Origin of the sequence: Alistipes sp. CAG:29 (genome assembly GCF_000435435.1) — a bacterium.
In the GTDB taxonomy this organism is placed as follows: Bacteria; Bacteroidota; Bacteroidia; order Bacteroidales; family Rikenellaceae; genus Alistipes; species Alistipes onderdonkii.
Map to the genome: position 1 here is coordinate 1 of NZ_FR893412.1, position 14,176 is coordinate 14,176.

Sequence of the window (14,176 nt, forward strand, 5' to 3'; positions counted from 1 at the left end):
CTTTCCCTCTGCGTATTACCGCATCTGTCTCCGCAGTTATCTCGTCGTTCCGTCGTAAAATTTGGTCTCTGTTCATAATACAATAGTTTTTTATCGGGTAAGTTTCATTAATAATCCTTTCGGCTTTTGAACGGCCTTGCTCGGCGATACCTGCGCCCGCAGTTCTTGCAGCTGCATCCGTAGTTCGATAATCTCCATGACTAATTCGCTACGTTCTTGGAGTAATTGAAACCGGGCTTCGCTGGCTTTCATGTAAAGTTCCGAAAGGCTGTTAAAGTCGGAGGGTTTATTCGTTTGTAAACTCATATTCCCTGTTTGTTTGTGGGTGAAACATCAAAACATCGCCGTCCCTTTCCCATTCTCGGATCGTGTACCTGCCTTTCGGGAGGTAACCTGCCCGGCGGACGGCTTCGGCCTCGGTGGGGAAATATCCCACCGTGTGCCCTTCAAAGGATAGTTCGTAGATCATAACCGTAGATGATTAGTTCAACATTAATTGCAAGGCTTCGGATATATCGGGATACTCTTTGCCTTCGGCGTCCCAAACCGCCGGCACCAGCACGAGGTCTTGCCTCTCGTCGTTGCACATCTTCGCCTCGTAGTTGATGAAGGCTATATATCCCTTGTGGGTAATCTCAAATCCCCTGCTGAGGCCGTCGCAGTGGAAGGTAATGTAATCGGCCGCTTTGCGGGCCATTGTCCGAATGTCGGACGGGGTTAATGCTGTGGTCATGGTATTAACTCAGTTTGCTGGTTTTGCACTGATATTGATTGATTGTGTGCCTGCCGGCCAAAATATCACGGCATTCTATAAGCTCTTTTGTTAGTTCGACTATTCGCTGCTGTGCCTTGATAAGGCGATCACCCTGTTCGATGTAATCGCGTACACCTTTCCAATACTCCGCCCGCCAATCTATCTCCGGGGAACTCGTCGTGTTTACGTTCTTTTTCATAATTTTATCGTGATTTTGGTTGAATCTCGCTATTTTTTAGTCGCCGTAGTAGGTTCTGCTGTTGCCGTAATAGTCCGCGGGCACTATCAACAGCTCGGGGCGGTACTCCGTGGCCTTCGGCTGCTCCGTCGGGCGGTTCTCGATCTTCGCCGTCATGATCGCCAACTTCTCATTGCGCCAAGCCTTCTTGAGGCAGGTCGAGAACGACATTGAGACGTTGGCGCGTTTCAGATACCAGGCGTTTTTCATGATCTTCGAAAGGTTGTATTTGGTTGTTGCCTTCATGATTTATTAGGTATTAGCTTGTTTTCTCAATGCAAATATAAGGCATTAGTTTGTAACAACCAAGGATTTCCACAAGAAAATACAAAATAATACTATTTTTTTTCGCTTATTTATTTGGCATTACCTTATAATTCGCCTATATTTGCATTACAAACCAATGCTTTATAAGTATGATACAACTAAGAATTAAGGAGTTATGTAAAGAAAAGGGCATAACGCTGAATCAGTTGGCCGAAAAGATTGGAATTTCCCAACCGTCTATTAGCGGTATAGCAACGGGAAAGCAAAAGCCAGCATTTGACACGCTCGAAAAAATGGCCGATGCTTTGGAGGTTACTCCCGCGGAGCTTTTCGCCCCTCAACCGACGAACACAATCACCTGCCCGCATTGCGGCAAACTTATCAAGGTGGAGAAGGGGGAATAATATGAAAACGATACACGAACTATTGCAGGAATGCGACGCATTAAAGGCTCGTTTGTCCGCATTGCGCCCGCTGCCCGTTGAGGCTTTGAAAAAGATCGAGGGGGCATTCGCAATCGAATACACCTACGAAAGCAACCGTATCGAGGGGAACACGCTGACCCTGCAAGAAACGGAGCTTGTAGTGAACGAGGGCGTAACGATCGCGGGCAAGTCGATGCGCGAACACCTCGAAGCGATCAACCACGCCGAAGCCATCGACTACATCAAAGATTTTGCGCGCAGCAGTACGGAGATAAGCGAGCGAACGATAAAGGAGATACACGCCCTTATACTGCACGGGATCGACAGGGAGAACGCCGGACGTTATCGTACCGTGCCTGTCATGATTTCGGGCAGCACCCACACACCGCCGCAACCGTACCTTATCGCCCCGCAAATGGAGGCTTTCATGTCGAGGTTTGCCGAAATGGAGGCACAGGCCGTGCACCCCGTTTTGGTAGCTGCATATCTTCACGACGAGTTGGTACGAATCCATCCGTTTATCGACGGAAACGGGCGCACATCCCGTCTGTTGATGAATCTATACCTATTGCGCAACGGCTACACGCTCGTCAACCTCAAAGGCTCGGACGAAGCGAAAATAGGCTATTACAAGGCATTGGAACAATCACACGTCGAGCAACACCCCGATGCCTTTCAAAGGCTTGTAATAGGGGCGGAAATAGCGTCCCTGCGGCGGTATCTGTCTATTGTCGATAACACGCAAAATTAACATCATGAACAAGAAAACATACCAGATTGATGCGGCCAGCCTCGAACAAGCGCGCGCCCTATTCGAATCGGGGGACATCGACCGCATAGAGGTCGGAACCGTGGCCGGGCTTTGTGAGATTCACCGCTATTTGTTCGGTGGGTTGTACGACTTTGCCGGAAAAATCCGGACGCTGAATATCGCAAAGGGGGGCTTCCGATTTGCAAATTGCCTTTATCTGGGTGCCATCCTCCCGGTGATCGAGCAAATGCCGGAAACAACCTTTGAGGAAATAATTGCGAAATACGTCGAAATGAACATTGCCCACCCCTTCATGGAGGGCAACGGTCGGGCCACCCGCATTTGGCTCGACATGATGCTGAAAAAACGATTGATGCAGGTTGTGGACTGGCGGAAGGTGGATAAGGATTTGTATTTGCAGGCTATGGAACGCAGCCCGATCAATGATCTGGAATTACGCGCCTTGCTCGGCCAGGCATTGACCGACCGCACGGATGATCGGGAGGTTATTTTCAAGGGAATAGAACAATCGTACTATTACGAAGGGTACGAGGCATAAATCTCAACGATACCGACCTATGGAACTACAACCTATACAAAGCAAGATATACGAGATACGAGGCCAGCGTGTGATGCTGGACTTCGATTTGGCGGAACTCTATCAAGTGGAGACAAAACGACTGAAAGAGGCCGTAAGGCGCAATATCGAGCGTTTCGAGGGCGAGGATTTTATGTTTGAACTCTCCGAAAGCGAGTATAACGCATTGAAAGACAGATTAAGGTCGCAAATTGCGTCCTTAGAAATCGACGGGCGGGGCAAGTATCCTAAATATCCGCCGTTTGCCTTTACGGAAATGGGTGTCGCAATGCTTTCGAGTGTTCTACGCAGCGAAACGGCAATACGGGTAAATAGGGCCATTATGCGGGCTTTTGTAGCAATGCGCAACTACATTACCACCACAACTCAGATAACGGCAGAACTGGCCGAAATCCGGGCAAAACTGGCACTACTGGAGCGAGCCGACGAAGACAATGCCGAAGCGGTCAATGACCTATCGGAGGATATGCGCAAAGAACTCGACAACATCTATCAGGCTATTGCAGCTCTGTCGGTCAAAACACCTACCATTGACAAACCCCGACGGCCGGTCGGATACAAGAAATGATAAACGAAACCAGCCACCCGTTGAGGTGGCTGATTTGCTATACTGTTTTCGCTCCATCCCGGCACAAAGTACTGGATTAAATAGCAGTTTTTTTATCGTGGGGAAAAACTACTGGTACGTGTTTGTGGAAGTAAGATTTACCTTACATACGAAGGCGGGTATTTTTCCCTCCTTCGTAAATTAATTATTTATTCCGGCTCATATTTCAGTGTCACGTCTGCGAAACAGCTTGATAAATCAAATGATAAACAAAAAGGGGCAGAGTATTTCCGCCCCTCGTCATTTCGTCGTCGTTCAGTGGCGTGCATCATTACACGCAGTAGTCGCTCTTGTTATTATTTGTATTTTATCCGTCCTAACTTTGCCAAGTTACTGGATACCTTTACACGCTTTTGCCCTTTATTAATATCCACAACAGAAACAACCGGGGCAGGCATTTCCGACATAGCTTCTTGAATTATCTGCTTCATCCCACGCATCCCGTCTCCGCGCTGGGGGAGATTGGATACTTGGATAGCATTGCCTCCACTGGAAACATTCATCGCGGATAATACGGCGCCCCAGTCATTCACGGCCTGGGCGGTCATGATGGCTTCGCCATTTGATACACGGGCAACAATGCTATCGGAGGTGCCGGTACCGGGGCCTGTGACAAGCCCTCCCTGTGCAAAAAATGAAGGGATAGTTTGTGCGAGAATTGTTGCCAAACTTATCCCGAGCTGGGTTTGGATTAATGCTTTTTGTGCCGCAAATGCTATTGGGCCAGCAATCGGCCCTAACGGCATACAGGCTGCCATAGCCGCCATTGTCGCTTTTTGCGCGTCAATAACTGCTTGTCCCACTGCAAGAGCTTGTTGGGCGATGGCAAATACTTCAAAATCATCCCCTAATGCTCCGAAAAGTCCGTGCAAGCTACCTACCATAGACTGCGTTGCAGTTAGTTGATCTATTTCTCCCTGAATAGCTAATTGTGTGGTCGTTCTAATTGCATCCTGCACCCTGTTTTCAGCTTCAAGTCGTGCGATTTCATACTGCTGCATTGTATTGTATTTGGCAACCCACTCCTCCTCGGCCATTTGAGTTATTGCGTCTAAATTTGCCTGGGCTTGGCGCAATTCCTCGTCCGCTATGGCCTGTCGTGCCCTCAATTCTTCACGTTGAATACCGCTATTTAAAGCCGCATAATTTTTATTTTTTACCTGGGCTGCGGCGAGTTGATTCATTTCGCCTTGAATCTTCAATCGCATTAGTATCCGGTTTTCTTCATTGCGTTTGTCCTCTTCATATTCCTTAGCTGCCCACCGCTGGCGAATTTCTGCTTCTTCTTTATATCTGCGCTCCTCCATATTCATGATTAGCTGATTTATGGCCTCACGGGATTTTGCAGTCAACGTTTTATCGTATTTGAGTTTGTTCTCCAACTCCTGCCGCTCCCACGCAAAGCGCATCCGGGAAAGTTCCAGCTCCTTTTCAAGGCTCGCCTGTCTGAGTTCAAGAGTAGATTTTGATAATCGCTTTTCTAAATCAAGTTGCGTTTTGGCGGCTTGTCGTTCTATCTTATTAGCGACATTAAGCGCCGTCTCATTAGTTCGACCTAATTCTTTCAGTCGTTTGATCTCGTTTTCGACGGCCTCGGCCTTTTTATTCCTTGAAATTATCTCGTCCTCTGTGGTTGCAATGATACTATTTATATCGGCAAGTTCTTTCTCCTTTCGCTTGATTAAATCTTCGATAGCTTTCCCTTCTTCTTTTGTGCCGATCTTATACATATGCATAAGCGATTGCATCGCTATTTTATTTGCGGAAAGGGTTTCGTTATACCGATCCATTGCGCCTCGCACTTTCTGCAGCGTATTTTCCAATTCATTGTGCGAGGTGGAACCTATTTTTTGCCCCGTGAATATTTCTCGCCACGTATCAATAATATTCATTCCATCAGGGGCACTCTCAAATAAAGCATATATTTCCTGCGCACGTTCTTTCAATTCCGGAATTTCGCTATCTAACCCGGCACGAAACTCTGTAAAATAAGCAATCCCGGCCTCCCGGCCGAATTTCTTAATGAACTTATCCTGCACGCCTTTGAAGGCTTTATCCATTACCTCGCCATATTCTTCGGCAGCATTAGCATTGGATTTTTCCAACCCCTTAGCAATAGCAGCCGCTGTAATGCTGCTTGCAAGGGCGTCATAAGCCGCTTTTTGGTTCTCTAAATTCCGGATTTCCTCTCTTTGATTAGAGAGATAGTCCCCATATTTATCCTCTATGACTTTGCGGGCGGCAGCATATTCGGCGGTACCTTTTTTTGCCTCACGCAGGGCGTCGAACTCCCGCCTCAACTCTGCCCTGCTGGTTTCAACCTCCCGGTTTATCTCTTGCGTATGTTGAGTAATATCTAACAACGCATTATCTGCGCTAAACAAGCCCTTTACCCACGTTCCGATCTCCTTGCCGAATGCCGTTAGCAAGGTTATGCCTACAACCAAAGCCGTCTGCCATGAAAGAATGGAAGCAAGAACCTGCCGAAACACCGGGATAGTCATTTTACCTTCGGCACGCAGCAATTTATTGTTGGTCGAAGCCCGTTTCAGTTCATCGGCAAGCATCGGGAGGTTATTGGAGATTGCAAGAAAGAACTGTTGAGCGGACATCGTAAGCGACGGAAGCTCCCGAGCCACTTGTTGTACCTGAAAAGACAATGGGCTCAACGCACTTGCATAATTGCCAACATTCGACCGGAAATTTAATAAATCCTGCTCGGCCTTGTTAACCTCCGTTTGCATATTACGCACCTGTTCGGCCATCTTCATCCCTTTTGCCGCTTTTCGGTCAGCTTCGGATAGTGCATAATACTCTTTTGTCAACTTCGAAATATCACGCCGCAGTTTATTAACGGATCCATCGAGTTGCGCATCTTTCTTGACTTGCTCGTTGATCTGTTTCATCAATTGACGCTGCGCATCGGTCTTTTCTCGGATTACGGCTTTATATAAGGCCATCTTTTGATAGTAGTCCGCATCCTCTTTTTTGAGATTCTTGATAGACTGCCTGGTATCATCAATTACCTTTTGTGCTTCCGCCCAGCTTTTGACAAGCTTCGAATATTCAATCTCGATTGTGATAATCTTATGAAGAGAATCCTGCTCCATATTCATTTACATGGTTTTATATTAGTAATTGTTTTTTACGCATACCCATCGCTGCGTATCCTGGGTTATCCCCCTGTGGTGTTCTTCGGGAGTAATCGGTTGTGTTTGGGCTATGCGCCCCCATTTTCCACCAATGAAGCGCATCCCCTTATCGCTGGATACCTCGAGACCACACAGCCTTCCAAGATACCCGAACAACTTTACAAAAGTTGCGTTATCTGTGGCAATATGTGCCCCTTTTGCCGGTGTTGCTATTTGGTAAATAGCTTGGGATATACCATCTTTATCCTTGTATACTATGGCTACCAAGCGTTGGCGCGGACAGGTCACAAGCTGGCAAGTTTCGAGACTATTTCCTTTGGGCGCCTCGTTGACATAGCGTAGGGAAACCGTATATTTGCGTATACGTATTTGCCAATCACCAGCTCCACCGGCAGCAATTTGTTCCCGAATATTATACTCTCTGTATATCTTTATTTGGGGTTTAGCGCCTGCCCTTGCGGCGTTTTCGCCATCGGTAAGAATTTCGGCGTTTCCTGTTTCCATTTTCTTGATTGTCATGCTGTTTGTTTTCTTCATCATGATGTTGATTGTTGATTAATTGGTGATTATGCCGGAATCCACGGCTTTTATTCCTAATTTCCCGAAGGGACTGCAATTTTCTCTTAGCTTGGTTGATTCTGTGAACCCGCTGCCCCTCCAATATTATCATCAGTTCTTCCCGGCTCAGTTCATTTGTCCATACCGTATAATCGGCGATAGCTGGCCGCCCTTCCGCTCGCCTACCCATAATCTGCATATTTTGCGCTTGTTTTTCGCTGTGATAGTCCTATATTTGTCGCGTATAATCATGTAGGGTATTGTTGGAACTGGATAGGGGGCGGCGCAGGTGTCGCCCCCCTATTTTTTACGGGCTTGCCTGGCAGCGTCCAGCTATAAATCCGTTGGCCATATAGAAGGCGATTTTGTCGGCTGTGCGCTTTTCTCCTCCGCGGATGCAAAGGGCCGTGCCGAATCCGAATTGCGCAGAACTCGGATAGTGGTGATAAATATTTCCGTCCTCGTCTTTGGCCTTAGGCGCTCTGAACACCTCGTAATAGGTCAGCCCGCCGGGCGTCGTGCGTTTGTAGCAGTACATCCCGTTAGCCTCGTTATGGGCGATTTTCTCGAATTTGTCGCCGAACTTGGTAAACTCGTCCCGCAAAGGCGGGTATAATAGCTGTTTTTTCATATAGGCTTTCTGAATTTTCTATTTTCTTTCACATCGTGGGCACTTGTCCCACCCGTGAAATTTCAGGTGCTCAAATCGCGCATTACGTCAAAATGGCTCGGCCTCCCCGGTTGTGTCCGCCGCCGTATTCTCATAGTCCGTTATCCGGGTCAGGCTCTCATTGTGCCGAAAGTATATCCGACCTGCCGCGCCCTCTCTATTTTTAGCTATATGCAGCACCCCGACGCCTTCGGACGATATAAGCCCGTAGCGGGTCGTGGTAATCATTTGCGCACCATACATCGCCGGACGATCAATAAACGCGACCATATCTGCGTCTTGCTCGATGGCTCCAGATTCCCGCAAGTCTGACAATAACGGCGTTTTATCAGCGCGTTCTTCCACCTTGCGTGAAAGCTGAGACAACATGATGACAGGGATGTTAAGCTCCTTTGCCAGCAGTTTAGCCGCACGGCTGGCGGCAGCTATTTCTCGTTCGCGGGTGCTGTTCGGGTTGCGGGTCGAGGTGTCGAGAAGTTGCAGGTAGTCGATAATGACCATACCGCACTTGCCCCGGCGGTGCATCGCCTTACATTGAGAGCGGATAGCCCCTATCGTGATGTTGGCGCTATCGTTGAGGAAAATAGGCATAGTCGAAAGGGTGGCGCCGGCCGTCTCTATCTTCGTCCAGCCCGAAGCGTCGACATTACCGGTGCGGAACGCCCCCGAATCTACACCCGAGCTGCCGACCAGCATACGCCCGGCCAGTTGGCCGGAAGGCATTTCTAACGAGAACAGGCAAAGCGGAACGCCCGACGCGGCCGCAGCACGGGCAAAATGCAACATCGTGGCGCTTTTCCCCGTCCCAGGGCGACCAGCCAGTACCACAAGCTGGCCGCCACGCCAGCCTCCGGTCAATGCGTCAAGCCGTCGTAGCCCCGTAGGAATACCGATGCACTCGCCCGCTTGCCTGGCCTGCTGTCGTCGCTCCAGGTCGTCGAGGGTAGCTCGCACGACATCCGACAACGGCGCAATGTCATCCGGCCGCGAGACCCGATCAGCAATTGCGGTTATCTCCGATGTAGCCCAATCCACAACGCCGTCGGGATCCGACACTGCGCGTGCCGCGAGTTCGTAGCCGAAAAGGCATAAACGCCGCCGGGTTTCGGTGTCTGCGAGCTGCCGGGCGTGATCCAGCACGTTAACGCCGGAACCTACTGCGCTGGTCAGCTCCGAGAAGTAGCGCAACATATCACGGTCTTTCAGTTCCGGCCGTTGCGAAAGCGTATAGAGGTCGATTTTATCGCCACGCTCCAACATCGAGAGCATCTCGCCGTAGATTTTGCCGTTTTTTGCGTCTACGAATGCCGAAATTTCGACGATTTCCGCCACGTCGGGCAGTTGATCCGGTTCGAGAATCAAAGCGCCCAAAAACGGCTCTTTCAAGCTCGGGCGATTCCGGGAGACCTTCAGTAGGAGCCGGGCGGTTACAGGTCTTTGTAAATTCGTTTCGTTTCATGGTTAGTTTGATTTTGGGTCGTGTTGCTGAATTCGGATTTGCGGCGCATCCAATTTCGCGCGGCGGCTTTCCAATCTTTCATTGAGGATTTACCGGATACTTTCCAGCCGTTGGCCGTGAAATGGTCATAAAAGCATTCCGCATCCGTATCGCCTCCTTTGATCGTAGAAAAATAATCTTTGACTATTTCGATCGCGGGGACGACAAACGCCGTGCGTTTAGTAGTCCCATCGCACGGCTTGTCCGTGCTTTCTTTACTCTCGATAGAGAGTTTCTTTTTATCTGTTCTGTTCTTATCTATTCTATTCTTATTGTTATTAAGAGTGTTACTAACTGAGTTATCAACTGTGTTATTAGCACTCTTAATAACTGAGTTATTTTTCCATCGGTTCGCCATTCCTTTTTTACCCCCTTCGGATCTGCTTTTATGTTCTTCGTCCATAGGCTGCATACGACGTATTAACCCATTGGAAAAGAATATTTTATCATCAACAACATTAAATAGTCCGAAATCAAATACAACGCGGCGCACCTTTTCCGATTCTGTGCGATATTTGTACGCCACAAGTGGGATGTTTTCCAATGGATAAGTATAGTCGGGTTGCGCTCTTAAAACTTCCAGCAAGGCCCAAAATATGCCGTAACCTTCCATCCCCATCTCGAAGATTAACCGCTCGCATTTTGGATCATCTTTAGCGGTGTATTCGTGGGGGAAATAATTTCTATTTGTTCGTTTCATAGGGAGCTATATTTCGGATTTTAACACACGTAAAGCTTCGATTACATCATCCACCATATCGGGGGATAAGGCGATGAGACTTTGCAACTCAATTGGCATGTTATCGTCGGATTCTTCGCATAATGTGATACCGCCATTTGAATTGATGAAGATTTCGATAGGACTTAAGTTTTTAAACCTATCATCACTCGTCCATACATAGAAACCCTTGCTAATCATTCCGCACCTCCTTCCAAATAATACCTTTTGAAACGAGAACCGTGCTCGCTGGGCACCCATTCATCGAGGATGTCGATGCCTTTGGCCCTCAAATCGCGTATGCAACTCCGAGGATCGGATAATCGTAGGGCGACGGAAATGTCTGCGGCGGAATATTTTTTGCCTGATTGAAGCAAATCATAGACCCTCTGCTGGTGGAAAGCCAAAGTTTTTTGCGTACCTTTGTCGGTATGGACACCAAGGGTTGCCGCTGCGTGCTCGCTTCGAGCGCCGGCGGCGATCTTCATTTCATACATAGCCCTGGTGCTATTGCTGGTTATTTGCCGACTGTGCGATCCGCAATGCTGCGGCCGCCCGCTGTTCCTCGGGACGCAAAGTGCCTGCCTCAATCCATTTTGTGAGCTCCGTGCGAGAGAACACAAGGCGCCGGCGCACCTTACGATAGGGGATCGCATTTCTAAATGTCAACCCATAGAGATTGGAAAGAGTAGTCGGGTATCCCATAGCTTGTAGGAAGACAATCGCCTCCTCGGCTGTCAAGGTGTCGGATGCTTCCTCGGCTGGCTTCTTATAACCTGCCAGCTCTGGGATAATGGTGCGGACTGCTTTTAAGATCAAGCCTTCCAGTTGTTCTGATGATGCAACATATACTGTTGCCGGAGTTTGTACTTCCATAACATTGTGGCTTTAAAAATTCAAAATTTGCCCGCGTCCGGGCTCGTGATCGACCACAATGCAAAGGTGCATAATGTTTTATTTGCAAAAAATGCATATAAATTGCAAATAATAAGGGAATAATATTTGCAACTGAAAACGCCCCTACATGTAGGTGCAAAGGCGCTTCTCTTGTTAGTTGCAAAAAATTGCAAAGTATTTTACATTGGGGGCAAGTATTGGCATATTGACTGCCTTGTGGGTAAGTCCGGTATAATGCCTCTTAATTGGTTAATAAATCCGCTCAATCTGCCATTTAATTCTATAATCTTACCTTCTTCTTTTAGTCTCATTATTTCTTCTGCTACAATTTTACTGCGAGGTATACCTGATTTTATCGCAATAGTTTCTACAATTCGTTCAATTTCAATATCTGCGTCTAAAGTAAAATAATCCTTCAATGCCATTTCGCGGCACGACCTTCGTCCTCGTTTTATAGGGGTTTCGGGAACTTCATCTCCAGCATCTTTACCCCAACTAAAAATAGCGTGGCAAAACCTTTGTAAATTCTTGTCGTTTTTAATATCCGAAATTTTATATTTAATGCACACTTCCGCAATACCGCTATAAAATGTCGCCAATGCTGAAATTGCCTCCCAAAAATAATTTTCTTCTGATGAAATATTATTGAAGTTTTCCGACTGTTCTGCGATACGCTTTTCATGATTGATATAATGCTTTAAACGATCATCAGTGCCAAATATGCGCCATCCATACTGAATAAGTGTACATATTACGGCCTCTCGTGCTGCTTGATCCATTCTTGTTAGAATAGCATTTGTTGCCATTATATATTCTTCTCCATAAATATGTCCTCTACGTCCTAATCCATACATATGCCGATCTATATCATCTGGAATATTAGACCCTTCTAAAATTCCATCATACGCAACAAAATCAACTAATTCAATAAGCCATAAATATATATCTTTTATACCTTTACTATTAGATAAATAATAGCTATTTTTAGGTGCCATTAACAATTTTTCTGATTTTACAACATAAGGATTTTTGCATTTGAATCCAACACCTGATAACAAGCTTGACATATTCCCAATTTGGTAGCATTCAACCCCATCGCATACCCATTCGGTTATGACATCATGAATTTTATAAATAAATACTAAAGCAGAAAATACTGAATCAAATATAGCCGGATAGGTGTCCCGCAACCTTTCCCGCCAAAATATTTCTTTTTTATCTGCTCGCAGTTGGTGCACATATTCATTCACTTCATAATTAATACAAGCATTATAATTCTCAAAAATTAAATTTGCAACTTTTTCCCGTTTATCGTCCGAGATTAATTTTATAATATTTAATGCTTTAAGGCGTAAATCTATATGTCCATCTATTGAAAAATCGTAGTTTTCTACATTTTCTATTGGTTTGGTAAGATCATCGGCTTGTGTTTGCCTTATAATTCCTATAATAAATGCGTTCACAAGTTTAGAACATTTACGCACATAGTCCAAAACATCTGTAATTGTAGCTATATCCATACTCACTCGAATTTAGTTAATATTTCTGCCCACTTCGTGCGCTCCTCCTTTTCAAAACTGGCAAGATAGTTTTCCGTAGTTTTCAAATCCTGGTGCCCGAGCGATTCAGATATATAAGAAATGTTCGCCCCGGATCGTTTCAATACGGTGGCGAAGGAATGACGAGCAGTGTATGTTGAAATGCGCCCGATATTGAGCCTTTCGCCCACCTCAGCCATTCGTCTATTAAATGCTCGCGTAAAATACTGGGTCTTCTGCTTTCGCCGAATAGCATCCTCGGAACCGTCCAGCACCGGGAATATGTATGTATTCGGGGTGGCGGGGGTATTTCCCCAACGGTCGATAATCGTTTGCATAGGTTGGGTTATAACGACACTTATTTCCTTACGGGTTTTGGTGGTAAACTCGGTTTTCTGACGCACGAAATGAATTTCCCCGTCGGATATGTTATTATATTTCAATTTCACGAAATCGGCAACATTTATTCCGTTGCATAGGTAGAGGAATAACCAATAATCCCTGTATTTAGCCGTAGCCTGCGTACCGTCTTCGTATTTAGCTATGGTGGCTATCTGTTCTTGCGACAAAGCCAACTTGCGCCCTTCGCCGGCCTGTATTTCATACCGCCCCCGACCGAAGGGGTATTGCGATTCTTTGAGCACTCCCAAGCGCTTTGCATCGTTGAGGAGCGCGCGGAGGTGGCGTAGATTTATTGAAATTGTGGTTTGTGCTTTACCTTCATTACGGAGAAAGTCTGCGTACCTCCGCACCCAATTTGTAGTTACAGCCTCAAGTAGCACATTTTTCCCGGCAAACCGTTCGACACCCTTTAACACATTGTCATATACCAACATGGTGCCGATGCGTCCCGATTTCCTCAATTCGTCTATTTTGGCTTTAAACATCGTGTTTAAGGTATCGGATGCCGCCCCCTTCAATCGCTCATTAAGTGCCTCCAAAGAGAAATTGCCAGTATAGGCAATAGCTTTGGCCGCCGCAAGAACAATACTATAACTGTTTTCTATATCTGCGCGTACATCAAGCAATGCGCGGGATCGAGTTGTCGGTAATGCGTTCCACTCCTCCGGCGTCAACGCTTTACCAGTCGGGTAATACTTTCGGTTGCGTCGATATGTAACACGAACACGAACAGAAAATCGCCCCCCATCTCTCGGGTGTCCCGTGTCCAGCATAGCAGCAACCGTTATTCCATCCTTTGAGTAATTAAAATTCATCTTTGCGTGGTATATATATTGTCTTTTCGGAATATTTATGTAATTTTAAACACAACCGCAAAAAACACTATCGGCTATTATTGTAAACCAGCGTATTATTACATACAAAACGGGTACACAATCTAAACACAAAGGTATAAAATCAATCAATTTCATGCAAACATAATCAAAAATAAATTTATATATTCGCCGCTGAATTATAGTAATTTACAGTATAATTACAAATAATATCGAAAACAATAAAAATAACGGGCTGACGACTACGGATCAGAAGGTTACAGGTTTGAG

At 46.4% G+C, this 14,176-nt stretch carries 18 protein-coding genes; 4 read left to right on the plus strand and 14 right to left on the minus strand.

The genetic code is table 11. The annotated features are described in order from the left end of the window. Positions 1 to 90: 90 nt before the first annotated feature. From QVP03_RS02095 to QVP03_RS02115, 5 genes are read right to left on the minus strand one after another with little or no spacing between them, the layout of a single operon-like run. The gene (locus QVP03_RS02095; protein ID WP_022332003.1) at positions 91 to 306 is read right to left on the minus strand and encodes a hypothetical protein; all 216 of its coding nucleotides are present in this window, start codon (positions 304 to 306) and stop codon (positions 91 to 93) included. Continuing rightward, positions 287 to 469 carry a hypothetical protein gene (locus tag QVP03_RS02100; protein WP_018697235.1) on the minus strand — a complete coding sequence of 61 codons (183 nt, stop codon included), beginning with the start codon at positions 467 to 469 and terminating at the stop codon, positions 287 to 289. The genes QVP03_RS02095 and QVP03_RS02100 overlap by 20 nt, the downstream gene beginning before the upstream one ends. A 12-nt stretch (positions 470 to 481) precedes the next feature. Then, positions 482 to 733: a hypothetical protein gene (locus QVP03_RS02105; RefSeq protein ID WP_022332004.1), complete on the minus strand. Its 252-nt coding sequence runs from the start codon at positions 731 to 733 to the stop codon at positions 482 to 484. A gap of 4 nt (positions 734 to 737) precedes the next feature. Continuing rightward, positions 738 to 953, minus strand: coding sequence for a hypothetical protein (locus QVP03_RS02110; protein ID WP_022332005.1), 216 nt, complete (start codon positions 951 to 953; stop codon positions 738 to 740). A 36-nt stretch (positions 954 to 989) separates the two neighbouring features. Further along, a complete protein-coding gene (locus QVP03_RS02115) occupies positions 990 to 1,238 on the minus strand; it encodes a hypothetical protein (RefSeq protein WP_022332006.1) in 249 nt (82 codons plus the stop codon). A 170-nt stretch (positions 1,239 to 1,408) separates the two neighbouring features. On the opposite strand from QVP03_RS02115, the gene QVP03_RS02120 reads away from it, so the two are divergent. Genes QVP03_RS02120 through QVP03_RS02135 form a run of 4 tightly spaced genes read left to right on the plus strand, consistent with a single transcriptional unit; the run spans position 1,409 to position 3,601 of the window. Beyond that, positions 1,409 to 1,663 carry a helix-turn-helix domain-containing protein gene (locus QVP03_RS02120; RefSeq protein WP_193759133.1) on the plus strand — a complete coding sequence of 85 codons (255 nt, stop codon included), beginning with the start codon at positions 1,409 to 1,411 and terminating at the stop codon, positions 1,661 to 1,663. A gap of 1 nt (position 1,664) precedes the next feature. Then, complete coding sequence (locus QVP03_RS02125; protein WP_022332007.1) at positions 1,665 to 2,435, plus strand: Fic family protein; 771 nt, start codon at positions 1,665 to 1,667, stop codon at positions 2,433 to 2,435. Positions 2,436 to 2,439: 4 nt separating this feature from the next. Continuing rightward, complete coding sequence (gene fic, locus QVP03_RS02130) at positions 2,440 to 2,994, plus strand: protein adenylyltransferase Fic (protein WP_022332008.1); 555 nt, start codon at positions 2,440 to 2,442, stop codon at positions 2,992 to 2,994. 19 nt (positions 2,995 to 3,013) lie between these two features. Beyond that, positions 3,014 to 3,601 carry an ORF6N domain-containing protein gene (locus QVP03_RS02135; protein WP_087401209.1) on the plus strand — a complete coding sequence of 196 codons (588 nt, stop codon included), beginning with the start codon at positions 3,014 to 3,016 and terminating at the stop codon, positions 3,599 to 3,601. A gap of 335 nt (positions 3,602 to 3,936) precedes the next feature. Here QVP03_RS02135 and QVP03_RS02140 read toward each other — a convergent pair whose 3' ends face one another. The 9 genes from QVP03_RS02140 to QVP03_RS02180 form a co-directional block, all read right to left on the minus strand. Beyond that, positions 3,937 to 6,756, minus strand: a complete 2,820-nt coding sequence (locus QVP03_RS02140; RefSeq protein ID WP_256166023.1) for a hypothetical protein — start codon at positions 6,754 to 6,756, stop codon at positions 3,937 to 3,939. A gap of 15 nt (positions 6,757 to 6,771) precedes the next feature. Continuing rightward, positions 6,772 to 7,332, minus strand: coding sequence for a hypothetical protein (locus tag QVP03_RS02145; RefSeq protein WP_256166022.1), 561 nt, complete (start codon positions 7,330 to 7,332; stop codon positions 6,772 to 6,774). Between the two features lie 325 nt (positions 7,333 to 7,657). Then, positions 7,658 to 7,981: a hypothetical protein gene (locus QVP03_RS02150; RefSeq protein WP_022332012.1), complete on the minus strand. Its 324-nt coding sequence runs from the start codon at positions 7,979 to 7,981 to the stop codon at positions 7,658 to 7,660. Between the two features lie 87 nt (positions 7,982 to 8,068). Continuing rightward, complete coding sequence (locus QVP03_RS02155; protein ID WP_256166021.1) at positions 8,069 to 9,406, minus strand: replicative DNA helicase; 1,338 nt, start codon at positions 9,404 to 9,406, stop codon at positions 8,069 to 8,071. A 41-nt stretch (positions 9,407 to 9,447) separates the two neighbouring features. Continuing rightward, a complete protein-coding gene (locus QVP03_RS02160) occupies positions 9,448 to 10,218 on the minus strand; it encodes a DUF4373 domain-containing protein (protein ID WP_022332014.1) in 771 nt (256 codons plus the stop codon). Between the two features lie 215 nt (positions 10,219 to 10,433). Beyond that, positions 10,434 to 10,733: a helix-turn-helix domain-containing protein gene (locus QVP03_RS02165; protein WP_256166020.1), complete on the minus strand. Its 300-nt coding sequence runs from the start codon at positions 10,731 to 10,733 to the stop codon at positions 10,434 to 10,436. A gap of 10 nt (positions 10,734 to 10,743) precedes the next feature. Further along, on the minus strand, positions 10,744 to 11,112 hold the full coding sequence (locus tag QVP03_RS02170; protein WP_022332015.1) for a hypothetical protein: 369 nt from the start codon (positions 11,110 to 11,112) through the stop codon (positions 10,744 to 10,746). A gap of 200 nt (positions 11,113 to 11,312) precedes the next feature. Continuing rightward, a complete protein-coding gene (locus tag QVP03_RS02175; RefSeq protein ID WP_022332016.1) occupies positions 11,313 to 12,653 on the minus strand; it encodes a hypothetical protein in 1,341 nt (446 codons plus the stop codon). 2 nt (positions 12,654 to 12,655) lie between these two features. Beyond that, positions 12,656 to 13,888, minus strand: a complete 1,233-nt coding sequence (locus QVP03_RS02180; protein WP_256166019.1) for a site-specific integrase — start codon at positions 13,886 to 13,888, stop codon at positions 12,656 to 12,658. Positions 13,889 to 14,176: the final 288 nt, after the last annotated feature.

Bases quoted from the DNA above. Each gene is read 5' to 3' on its own strand.
- QVP03_RS02145 (WP_256166022.1), bottom strand. From the start codon at position 7,332: ATGATGAAGAAAACAAACAGCATGACAATCAAGAAAATGGAAACAGGA.
- QVP03_RS02175 (WP_022332016.1), bottom strand. From the start codon at position 12,653: ATGGATATAGCTACAATTACAGATGTTTTGGACTATGTGCGTAAATGT.
- QVP03_RS02160 (WP_022332014.1), bottom strand. From the start codon at position 10,218: ATGAAACGAACAAATAGAAATTATTTCCCCCACGAATACACCGCTAAA.
- QVP03_RS02140 (WP_256166023.1), bottom strand. From the start codon at position 6,756: ATGAATATGGAGCAGGATTCTCTTCATAAGATTATCACAATCGAGATT.
- fic (WP_022332008.1), top strand. From the start codon at position 2,440: ATGAACAAGAAAACATACCAGATTGATGCGGCCAGCCTCGAACAAGCG.
- QVP03_RS02120 (WP_193759133.1), top strand. From the start codon at position 1,409: ATGATACAACTAAGAATTAAGGAGTTATGTAAAGAAAAGGGCATAACG.
- QVP03_RS02165 (WP_256166020.1), bottom strand. From the start codon at position 10,733: ATGTATGAAATGAAGATCGCCGCCGGCGCTCGAAGCGAGCACGCAGCG.
- QVP03_RS02135 (WP_087401209.1), top strand. From the start codon at position 3,014: ATGGAACTACAACCTATACAAAGCAAGATATACGAGATACGAGGCCAG.
- QVP03_RS02125 (WP_022332007.1), top strand. From the start codon at position 1,665: ATGAAAACGATACACGAACTATTGCAGGAATGCGACGCATTAAAGGCT.
- QVP03_RS02115 (WP_022332006.1), bottom strand. From the start codon at position 1,238: ATGAAGGCAACAACCAAATACAACCTTTCGAAGATCATGAAAAACGCC.
- QVP03_RS02095 (WP_022332003.1), bottom strand. From the start codon at position 306: ATGAGTTTACAAACGAATAAACCCTCCGACTTTAACAGCCTTTCGGAA.
- QVP03_RS02110 (WP_022332005.1), bottom strand. From the start codon at position 953: ATGAAAAAGAACGTAAACACGACGAGTTCCCCGGAGATAGATTGGCGG.
- QVP03_RS02100 (WP_018697235.1), bottom strand. From the start codon at position 469: ATGATCTACGAACTATCCTTTGAAGGGCACACGGTGGGATATTTCCCC.
- QVP03_RS02180 (WP_256166019.1), bottom strand. From the start codon at position 13,888: ATGAATTTTAATTACTCAAAGGATGGAATAACGGTTGCTGCTATGCTG.
- QVP03_RS02150 (WP_022332012.1), bottom strand. From the start codon at position 7,981: ATGAAAAAACAGCTATTATACCCGCCTTTGCGGGACGAGTTTACCAAG.
- QVP03_RS02170 (WP_022332015.1), bottom strand. From the start codon at position 11,112: ATGGAAGTACAAACTCCGGCAACAGTATATGTTGCATCATCAGAACAA.
- QVP03_RS02105 (WP_022332004.1), bottom strand. From the start codon at position 733: ATGACCACAGCATTAACCCCGTCCGACATTCGGACAATGGCCCGCAAA.